This window comes from Agromyces humi (assembly GCF_009720255.1).
In the GTDB taxonomy this organism is placed as follows: Bacteria; Actinomycetota; Actinomycetes; order Actinomycetales; family Microbacteriaceae; genus Agromyces; species Agromyces humi.
On record NZ_WJSP02000137.1, the window covers coordinates 1 to 8,991 of the forward strand.

At 71.9% G+C, this 8,991-nt stretch carries 10 protein-coding genes and 1 pseudogene; 7 read left to right on the top strand and 4 right to left on the bottom strand.

Annotation, left to right across the window (positions count from 1 at the left end):
- The 4 genes and pseudogenes from GH736_RS12145 to GH736_RS12160 form a co-directional block, all read right to left on the bottom strand.
- Positions 1–318 (bottom strand): annotated as a pseudogene (locus GH736_RS12145) (hypothetical protein); the annotation flags it as partial.
- A gap of 110 nt (positions 319–428) precedes the next feature.
- On the bottom strand, positions 429–1,634 hold the full coding sequence (metX, locus tag GH736_RS12150) for a homoserine O-acetyltransferase MetX (protein WP_159603591.1): 1,206 nt from the start codon (positions 1,632–1,634) through the stop codon (positions 429–431).
- A 120-nt stretch (positions 1,635–1,754) separates the two neighbouring features.
- On the bottom strand, positions 1,755–3,080 hold the full coding sequence (locus GH736_RS12155; protein ID WP_159603593.1) for a bifunctional o-acetylhomoserine/o-acetylserine sulfhydrylase: 1,326 nt from the start codon (positions 3,078–3,080) through the stop codon (positions 1,755–1,757).
- Positions 3,081–3,196: 116 nt separating this feature from the next.
- Positions 3,197–4,396 (bottom strand): acyltransferase family protein, encoded by a 1,200-nt coding sequence (locus GH736_RS12160; RefSeq protein WP_159603595.1) that lies wholly within the window; start codon positions 4,394–4,396, stop codon positions 3,197–3,199.
- Between the two features lie 104 nt (positions 4,397–4,500).
- On the opposite strand from GH736_RS12160, the gene GH736_RS12165 reads away from it, so the two are divergent.
- From GH736_RS12165 to GH736_RS12195, 7 genes are all read left to right on the top strand, one after another.
- On the top strand, positions 4,501–5,289 hold the full coding sequence (locus tag GH736_RS12165; RefSeq protein WP_159603597.1) for an SDR family NAD(P)-dependent oxidoreductase: 789 nt from the start codon (positions 4,501–4,503) through the stop codon (positions 5,287–5,289).
- 11 nt (positions 5,290–5,300) lie between these two features.
- Complete coding sequence (locus tag GH736_RS12170; RefSeq protein WP_159603599.1) at positions 5,301–6,077, top strand: potassium channel family protein; 777 nt, start codon at positions 5,301–5,303, stop codon at positions 6,075–6,077.
- A 9-nt stretch (positions 6,078–6,086) separates the two neighbouring features.
- On the top strand, positions 6,087–6,611 hold the full coding sequence (locus tag GH736_RS12175; protein WP_159603601.1) for a phosphoribosyltransferase: 525 nt from the start codon (positions 6,087–6,089) through the stop codon (positions 6,609–6,611).
- Positions 6,608–7,333, top strand: a complete 726-nt coding sequence (locus tag GH736_RS12180) for a Type 1 glutamine amidotransferase-like domain-containing protein (RefSeq protein ID WP_159603603.1) — start codon at positions 6,608–6,610, stop codon at positions 7,331–7,333. The genes GH736_RS12175 and GH736_RS12180 overlap by 4 nt, the downstream gene beginning before the upstream one ends.
- Before the next feature lie 2 nt (positions 7,334–7,335).
- Positions 7,336–8,031 carry a uracil-DNA glycosylase gene (locus GH736_RS12185; protein WP_235934110.1) on the top strand — a complete coding sequence of 232 codons (696 nt, stop codon included), beginning with the start codon at positions 7,336–7,338 and terminating at the stop codon, positions 8,029–8,031.
- A gap of 47 nt (positions 8,032–8,078) precedes the next feature.
- Positions 8,079–8,657 carry a GNAT family N-acetyltransferase gene (locus GH736_RS12190; RefSeq protein WP_159603605.1) on the top strand — a complete coding sequence of 193 codons (579 nt, stop codon included), beginning with the start codon at positions 8,079–8,081 and terminating at the stop codon, positions 8,655–8,657.
- 79 nt (positions 8,658–8,736) lie between these two features.
- A partial coding sequence (locus GH736_RS12195; protein WP_268891240.1) for an amidase family protein occupies positions 8,737–8,991 on the top strand: 255 nt, incomplete at its 3' end.

Genomic DNA, 8,991 nt, shown 5'->3' on the forward strand with positions numbered 1-8,991 from the left:
GGATGCCGAGGCGACGCCGGTCATCGCGGCCATCGCGGTCGTCGTGGGGGCGTCGAGCACCGACGCCGAGCCGAGGACGACGACGAACGCGATGGCGCCGGCCACCACGCCGAGCGCCGGCAGCATCGCGCCTCGGGCGGTGGAGAGGCCCACGAGCACGGCGACGAGGACGCAGATGACCGAGCCGACGGCCAGTTCGGCGGGCGTCGCCACGCCCGGGATCAGCAGGCAGGCGAGAGCGCACGCGGTGCCGACCAACCCGGCGACGCGCGCGAGGTGTCGCAGGAGCCGGTCGCGTTCCTTGTGGATGCGCTTCACGCCACCCCCTCGCAGGATCGGGCACTCATGACCGAGGGACGCCGACATTCGAACTGTAGCGGAGTCGGCGTGGATGCCGCGTCTTCTCCGCCATGCGCACCCGGCGTGGTTCAGGCGGCGAGCAGCCGCCGCAGTGCGTCGCCGACCGCCTCGTGCTCGATGAGGAACGCGTCGTGCCCGTATTCGGAGTGCACGAGCACCGGTCGGTCGCCGTGCACGCTGTGCCGCAGCCCCGCCGCGATCTCCTCCTGGCCCTCGAGCGTGAAGTACCGGTCGCTGTCGATGCCGAGCACGAGGCTCTTCGCGCGGATGCCGGCGAGGGCTGCGGCCACGCCGCCGCGACCGCGGCCGACGTCGTGCGAGTTCATCGCCTCGGTGAGCACGAGGTAGCTGTTGGCGTCGAAGCGGCGGGTGAACTTGTTGCCGTGGAAGTCGAGGTAGGACTCGACGGCGAACCGGCCGCCGCCGCCCAGCGGGTCGAGGTCGGACTGCCAGCTCCGCTCGAAGCGGAGGTTGAGCTCGGCGGCGGTGCGATAGTTGAGCATCGCCATGCGTCGCGCCAGGGAGAGTCCCCGCGTGGGGCCCTCGCCGTCGGGCGCGTCGTAGTAGTCGCCGCCGCGGAACGACGGGTCGGTGCGGATCGCCTCGATCTGCACGGAGTTCAGGGCCACCTGGTCGGCGGTCGCGGCGGCGGGCGCGGCGAGCACGGCGATGCGCTCGACCGCCTCGGGCGCCATGACCGCCCACTCGAGCACGTGCATCGCGCCCATGGAGCCGCCGACGATGGCGGCGAACCGCTGGATGCCGATGGCCCGGGCGAACGCCACCTGCGCGCGCACCTGGTCACGGATCGTGAGGAACGGGAAGCGGGTGCCCCACTCCAGGCCGTCGGGGGCGAGAGACGCGGGGCCGGTCGAGCCCTGGCAGCCCCCGAGCACGTTCGGGGCGACCACGAAGTGGCGGTCGGTGTCGATCGCGAGCCCCGGCCCCACGACGCCGGGCCACCAGCCGGCGCTCGGATGCCCGGGACCGGCGGGGCCGACGACATGGCTGTCGCCGGTGAGGGCGTGCAGCACGAGCACGGCGTTGTCGCGCTCGGGCGAGAGCGTGCCCCAGGTCTCGTACGCGATGCGCACCCCGGGAAGCACGCCGCCCGCGTCGAGGGCGACATCGCCGATGCCGACGAATCTCCGGTCGCCGACCGGATCGCCTTCGCGCCAGGCGCCCGTGGCCGGCGCGCGCCCCTGCAGCGCCTGCGCGCGCGCCTCCGACACGATGCCCGCGGGCACCGCGTCGGCGGTGGTCTGCCAGTCCATGTCTCGATTCTCCCGAACCCCGGCCGCCGGCACGCGTTTGTTACGCCCGGCACCCCCGTGCAACGACGGATGCCGCGGGCATCTGCTGCTCGCGGCATCCGTCGTTCGTGTCAGCGTGGGTCAGACCCGGGCTGCCTCCGTGGCGGCGCGCGCTGCGGCCAGGCCGGCCTCGAGGTCGGCCTTGAGGTCGTCGATGTTCTCGATGCCCACGGAGAGGCGCACGAGGCCGGGGGTGACGCCCGTCGTGAGCTGCTGCTCGGGCGTGAGCTGCGAGTGCGTCGTGGATGCCGGGTGGATCACGAGCGAGCGCACGTCGCCGATGTTGGCGAGGTGGCTGAACAGCTGCAGGTTGTCGACGAGCGCGCGACCCGCGTCGACGCCGCCCTTGAGCTCGAACGAGAGCACCGCGCCGACGCCCTTGGGCGCGTACTTGTTGGCCGCCGCGTACCACGGGCTCGAGGGCAGCCCCGAGTAGTTCACGCTCGCCACGTCGGGGTGGTCGTCGAGCCACTCCGCGATCTCCTGCGCGTTCTGCACGTGCCGCTCGATGCGCAGCGACAGCGTCTCGATGCCCTGGATCAGCAGCCAGGCGTTGTTCGGGGCGATCGCCGCGCCGAGGTCGCGGAGCAGCTGCACGCGCGCCTTGATGACGTAGGCCAGGCCGTCGCCCACCGCGGCCGTGTAGCTCGCGCCGTGGTACGACGGGTCGGGCTCGGTGAGGCCGGGGAACTTCTCGACGTTCTTCGACCACTCGAAGGTGCCGCCGTCGACGATGGCGCCGCCGATGACGGTGCCGTGGCCGCCGAGGAACTTCGTCGCCGAGTGGATCACGATGTCGGCGCCGTGCTCGAAGGGGCGGATCAGGTAGGGCGTGGCGATCGTGTTGTCCACGATGAGCGGGATGCCCGCGTCGTGCGCGACGCCGGCCACGAGCTCGATGTCGAGGACGTTGATCTTCGGGTTGCCGATCGTCTCGGCGAAGAAGAGCTTCGTGTTGGGGCGAACCGCGCGGCGCCACTCGTCGGCGTCGTCCTGGTTCTCGACGAACGTGGTCTCGATGCCGAGCTTGGCCAGCGTGTACTTGAAGAGGTTGTAGGTGCCGCCGTAGATGGACGACGACGAGACGATGTGGTCGCCCGCCTGGGCGATGTTGAGCACCGCGAACGTCTCGGCGGCCTGGCCCGAGGCGACGAGCAGGGCGCCGGTGCCCCCCTCGAGCGCGGCGATGCGCTCCTCGACGACGGCCTGCGTGGGGTTCATGATGCGCGTGTAGATGTTGCCGAACTCGGCCAGCGCGAAGAGGTTCTGCGCGTGCTGCGCGTTGTCGAACACGTACGACGTGGTCTGGTAGATCGGGGTGGCCCTGGCGTGGGTCACCGGGTCGGGTGCTGCGCCGGAGTGCACCTGCTTCGTCTCGAAGCGCCAGTCGGCGGCGTGCTCTGCCATGAGGTCTCCTTCTCGGTCGGGTGTGCGGACCCGCCGCAACCGCGAGCCACGTTACGTCCGCGCCGATGGGGCGGCAACGGATGCCGACACACGGCGTCATCGGGCGACGGCGCGGGTCACCCGGGCGGCGTCGGTCCCGTCGCCGGCGGATCCTCGGGGGCCGGCTCGGCGGACGCGGGCCCCCCGGTCGCCGGCTCGCCGGATGCCGGGGGAGGGGGCTGCATCGCGCCGGGCGGCAGCACGAGCGTGCCGGTCGCGGTCGACGGCTCGGCGCGGAACAGCCACCTCGCGCGCGGCTCGACGAGGGGGCGGAACACCCGGCGCACCGGCTTCAGCGACAGCACCACCGAGATGCCGATGCAGAACAGGATCATCGCGGGCAGCACCCAGAACGGCTGGCGGCCGTGCAGGAGCGGCGTCTCCCGGAACGGGAAGAGGATGAACGTGTGCAGCAGGTAGATGTACATCGTGGCCGTGCCGAAGGGCGTGAACCAGCGCGTCCCCCGGGGCATCAGCACGAGGAAGGCCACGGCGAGCAGCATCGCGGAGAGCAGCAGCACCAGCCGGATGGCGCCCGACCACGGGTCGTCGTAGCCGATCGCCACGTACGCCTCGTCGTAGAGCATGAAGCGCCGGAGCTTGAGGTCGCGCCACGTCTCGATGGCGAACGGCATGAGCAGCAGCACGCCGGCGAAGAGGGCGATCGCGCCGGCGCGCCAGCGCCAGGCCACCCGTGACGACAGGTCGAGCCACTTGCCGGTGAGCTGCCACTGTCGCAGCTTCCAGCCGAACACGAAGAACGGCAGCATGCCGAGCGTGCGCGAGATCGCCAGCGTCGAGTCGATCGTCTCGGTGTAGCCGGCCCCGATCGAGATCGCGACGGCGATGAGCAGCGGGTAGCGCAGCAGCACGAGGTAGGGCAGCACGATCCGCCAGATCGCCAGCGCGATGAGGAACCACAGCGTCCACGACGCGGTGGTGTAGTCGAGGCTGAACTCGCCGCCGAGCGCCCACTTCGCGACCGACCAGATGGTCTCGAAGATGAAGTACGGGAAGACGATATCGGTGAGGATCTGCCGCAGCGACCTCGCACTCGGCGGCCCCGACTTCGCGAAGTATCCGCTCACCGTGACGAAGACGGCGACGTGGAAGGAGTAGATGAACAGGTAGACGCTGTACGCGATGTCGTCCTCCGCGATGAGCGGGAGGATGCCGTGGCCGATCACGACGAGCGTGATCGCGATCCACCGGGCGTTGTCCCACAGCGGGACCCGCCGGCGCTTCGTCGGGGTCGTCGGATGCGGCCTCGTCTGCATCGACCCATTCAACCGCACCGGTTCGACGGATGCCGCGGCGGCGGCTCCAGGCGTCCCGGTGGCGCAGTGCCGGATCGGACGCGCCGCGGTGCAGAATAAGGCCCATGGGAGTGCTGCGAGCGGTCGTGACCGGGGCGAGTTCGGGGATCGGCGAGGCCACCGTGCGCGCCTTCCGGGCCGCCGGGTGGGAGGTGGTGGGCGTCGCCCGCCGCGAGGAGCGACTGCGCGCGCTCGCCGACGAGACCGGGGCATCCGTGTTCGTGGCCGACCTCACCGAGCAGCGCGACGTCGACGCCCTGCGCGACCACCTGGAGGCCACCGGGCCAGTGCACGCGCTCGTGAACAACGCGGGCGGCGCGAAGGGCCTCGACTCCGTCGAGGCGTCGTCCGTCGAGGACTGGGCGTGGATGTTCGAGGTGAACGTGCTGGCGCTCAAGCGGGTCACGAGCGCGCTGCTCCCGCTGCTGCGGCGAGGCGCGCTCGACCGCGGCGTGGCCGACCTGGTGAACGTCACCTCGATCGCGGGGCACACCGCGTACGTCGGCGGGGGCGGCTACAACGCCGCCAAGTTCGCGGCGCACGCGCTCACGGAGGTGCTGCGCCTGGAGCTGAACGGGGAGCCGCTGCGCGTCGTCGAGGTCGCACCGGGCATGGTGAAGACCGACGAGTTCGCCCTCGTGCGCTTCGGCGGCGACCGCGAGCGCGCCGACGCCGTGTACGACGACGTGCCCGAGCCGCTCGTGGCCGACGACATCGCCGCCGTCATCCTCGATGCGGTGCAGAAGCCGCGCCACGTCGACCTCGACCTCATCGTGGTGAAGCCCGTGGCGCAGGCGGCCCCGCACCGGTTCGCGAAGGGCGAGCTCGCGGTGAAGCCCGAGGTCGGCCGGTGACCCTGCGCGGGGTGTCCGAAGGCGACGAGGCCACCGGTCGACGACGACGCTACGTCGATGTGACCGCCCGCGGGCTGGCCCTGCTCGGCGTGCTGTTCGTGTTCAGCTACACCGTCTACGTGCTCTGGCCCGACCGGCCGCCGGCGGTGACGAGCGTCATCTTCGTCATCCTCGTCGCCACGTGGGTCATCTTCATCATCGACGTGGTGATCCGGATCGCGCTCACGCCCCACGGCCGGCGGTGGCACTATGCGTGGCACCACCCCCTCGAGGTGCTCTCGGCGATCCTGCCAGTGTTCCGGGCGCTCCGCGTCGTCGGGCTCCTCCAGGACCTGCCGGTCCTCAAGCGCCACACGCCCAGCGCGGTGCGGGCGCAGTTCATCATCCTCGCGCTCGCCTACGCATGCGCATGGGTGTTCTTCCTCGCGCTCGCCACCCTCGATTCCGAGCGCGGCACGAAGGGCGCGAACATCACGACCTTCGGCGACGCCATCTGGTGGGCGATCGTCACGATCACGACCGTCGGCTACGGCGACCTGTACCCCGTGACCCCGGCGGGCCGGTTCTATGCGGTGCTGCTCATGGCGGGCGGCATCGCGATCGTGGGCACGGCGTCGGCGACGATCATCTCCTACCTCAACGAGCGCGTCGCGGGGCTCCGGCACACCGGCGCGGAGCTCGCGGCGCCGTCGCTCTCCACCGGCGAGAAGGCCGATCCCGCGGCCACCCACGCGCTGCCCCCCGAGGAGCCCTCCGGGTCCGAGCGACCCGACGGCGCCGCCGGGTAGCCTGTTCGGATGACCTTCGATGCGAACGACGCGGGCACCGGCGTCGACGGGATCCGCCGCGAGATCCTCACCTGGGACGAGTTCGGCGATGCCGCACGATCGCTCGCCGGCGACGTGCTGCGATCGGGGTTCACCCCCGACGTGGTGATCGCCATCGCCCGCGGCGGGCTGCTGCTCGCGGGCGCGATCTCGTACGCGCTCGGCACCAAGGCGTGCGGCTCGATCAACGTGGAGTTCTACTCGGGCATCGACGAGCGACTGCCCGAGCCGGTGCTGCACCCGCCGATGCTCGACGCCCCGGCCCTCGGCGGCAAGCGGGTGCTGCTCGTCGACGACGTCTCCGACTCGGGACGCACGCTCGCCAAGGTCGTGGCAATCATCCGCGACGAGGGCGCAGAGGTGCGCACGGCGACGCTCTACACGAAGTCGCACACCGTGCTCGAGCCCGACTTCGACTACCGGCGCACCGACGACTGGATCATCTTCCCCTGGTCGGCCCTGCCTCCCGTCGCAGCCGGGGAGGACGCCGCGTGAGCGTGCACCTCATCGGCGGCGGCGCGACCACGAGTGCGGACGCCGACCTCTACGCGCCGTTCGTCGCCGAGGCGGCCTCGCGAGCCGGCGCCACGGGTCGCGCACGGCCGCGGATCGCCGTGATCTCACTGCACCCCGAGGCCGAGGAGAAGGCCCCGGCGCTCGCCGAGCTCCTGGCCGACGCCGCAAGCGGACACGAGATCGAGGTGCAGCTGACCGCAGGTCGGCCCGGCGAGCCGATCGAGCCCGGCGCGATCGCCGACGTCGACGGCATCGCGGTGGGCGGCGGGCTCGTCGAGGACGTGCGTGCCGGACTCGAGCCGGTGTTCGGCGAACTGCGTCGTCTGGTCGCCGGCGGAGTGCCCTATCTCGGCGCCTCTGCCGGCGCGATGATCGCGGCCGAGGGCTCCCTCGCGAGCGGCACGCGCATCGGCGGGGTGGTCGTCGCACCCGAGGACCCTGACGAGCCGGCGGACGAGCTCGAGATCGAGTCGGGGATCGGCCTCGTCGACGTGGCCATCGAGGTGCACGTCGCCCAGCGCGGCATGCTCGCCCGCCTGGTGGCGGCCGTCGAATCCGGGCTCGTCGCCGGCGGGCTCGGCATCGACGAGCGCACCGCCCTGATCGTGGGCGACGGCGGGCTCCGCGTCGAGGGGAAGGGCAGCGTCTGGCGGGTGCTCCCGACCGAGGGCGGCGTGCTGGTCTCCACGATCGGCAGCTGACGGTGTCCGCGAAATCCCTCGACGAGCTCTCCGCCGACGGACTCATCGACCCGGGGTGGGCACGCGCCCTCGCCCCGGTCGGCCCGCGCATCGCCGAGCTCGGCGACTTCCTCCGCGCCGAGACGGCGGCGGGCCACGGCTACCTGCCGCGCGGGGAGCACGTGCTGCGGGCGTTCGGCGCGCCGCTCGACGAGGTGCGCGTGCTCATCGTCGGTCAGGACCCGTACCCCACGCCGGGGCATCCGATCGGCCTCTCGTTCGCGGTCGACCCCGACGTGCGGCCCGTGCCGCGGAGCCTTGCGAACATCTACCGGGAGCTCGCCGACGATCTCGGGGTGACACCGCCGAGCCACGGCGACCTCACTCCGTGGAGCACGAACGGCGTGATGCTGCTCAACCGCGTGCTGACCGTGCGCCCCGGCGCGCCCGCTTCGCATCGCGGCAAGGGCTGGGAGACGGTGACCGACCATGCCATCCGCACGCTCGTCGGGCGCGACCGGCCGCTCGTCGCCATCCTGTGGGGGCGGGACGCGCAGGGCCTTCGGCCCCTGCTCGGCAGCACGCCCGTGATCGAGTCGGCGCATCCGAGCCCGCTGTCGGCGAGCCGCGGCTTCTTCGGTTCGCGGCCGTTCAGCCGCGCCAACGCGATGCTCGTCGCGCAGGGCGGCGAGCCGGTCGACTGGAGCCTGCCCGCATGACGCGGGAGGGGCATCCGGTGCCGCGGCTTCGGCGGTAGTCTGCTGCAATGCTCGAGGAGGAATACCAGGAACGACGGGTGCTGCCGCGGCACCTCCGCAAGGCTCCCGAGCCCGAGACGCCGTTCGACTTCACGATCCGCGATGCCGTGCTGCCCGACATGCCGGCCGTGCGCGAGATCTACAATTACTACGTCGCGAACTCCACGGTCACCTTCGACGAGGACGCGATGACCCTGAAGGAGTGGAAGGCGAAGTTCGCCTACCTCGACAAGCTCGGCATGCCGTTCCTCGTGGCCGAGTCGCCGAGCGGGCAGCTGCTCGGCTACGCGCTCGTCGCCCCGTGGAAGCAGAAGCGCGCCTACCGCTACACGGTGGAGAACTCCATCTACCTCGGGCCGGCGGCGGCCGGCAAGGGGCTCGGCCGGGCCCTCCTGGCCGAGCTGATCGACCGGTCGAAGGCGGCGGGCCTCAAGGAGATCATCGCCGTGATCGCCGACCAGGGCGCCGAGGCGTCGATCGCGCTGCACGAGAAGTTCGGCTTCCAGGAGATCGGCCGCATGGGGCGGGTCGGCTTCAAGTTCGACCGCTGGCTCGGCACGGTGCTGCTGCAGAAGTCGCTGAAGTAGCGAGCGGATGCCGCCGGCGCGGCGCCGGTGGCGGCAGCGCCGCGCCCCGGCGGCCCACGTGCGGCCGTAGGCTCGGAGGGTGACCGAGCTGCACGAGTACACCGCCCTCCAGCTCCACCAGCTGCTGCAGCGCCGTGAGGTGTCGCCGGTCGAGCTCACGCGGCACTACCTCGCCCGCATCGAACGCCTCGACGGGGAGGTCGGCGCGTTCGCAACGGTGACGCCCGACGCCGCGCTCGCCCGGGCGCGCCACGTCGAGGAGCACGTGCCGACCGCGGCCCCGCTCTGGGGCATGCCGGTCGCCGACAAGGACCTCAACCGCCGCGCCGGCGTG

Excerpts from the sequence above, each read along its gene's own strand:
- metX (WP_159603591.1), bottom strand. The coding sequence starts at position 1,634 with ATGGACTGGCAGACCACCGCCGACGCGGTGCCCGCGGGCATCGTGTCG.
- GH736_RS12155 (WP_159603593.1), bottom strand. The coding sequence starts at position 3,080 with ATGGCAGAGCACGCCGCCGACTGGCGCTTCGAGACGAAGCAGGTGCAC.
- GH736_RS12160 (WP_159603595.1), bottom strand. The coding sequence starts at position 4,396 with ATGCAGACGAGGCCGCATCCGACGACCCCGACGAAGCGCCGGCGGGTC.
- GH736_RS12165 (WP_159603597.1), top strand. The coding sequence starts at position 4,501 with ATGGGAGTGCTGCGAGCGGTCGTGACCGGGGCGAGTTCGGGGATCGGC.
- GH736_RS12175 (WP_159603601.1), top strand. The coding sequence starts at position 6,087 with ATGACCTTCGATGCGAACGACGCGGGCACCGGCGTCGACGGGATCCGC.
- GH736_RS12190 (WP_159603605.1), top strand. The coding sequence starts at position 8,079 with ATGCTCGAGGAGGAATACCAGGAACGACGGGTGCTGCCGCGGCACCTC.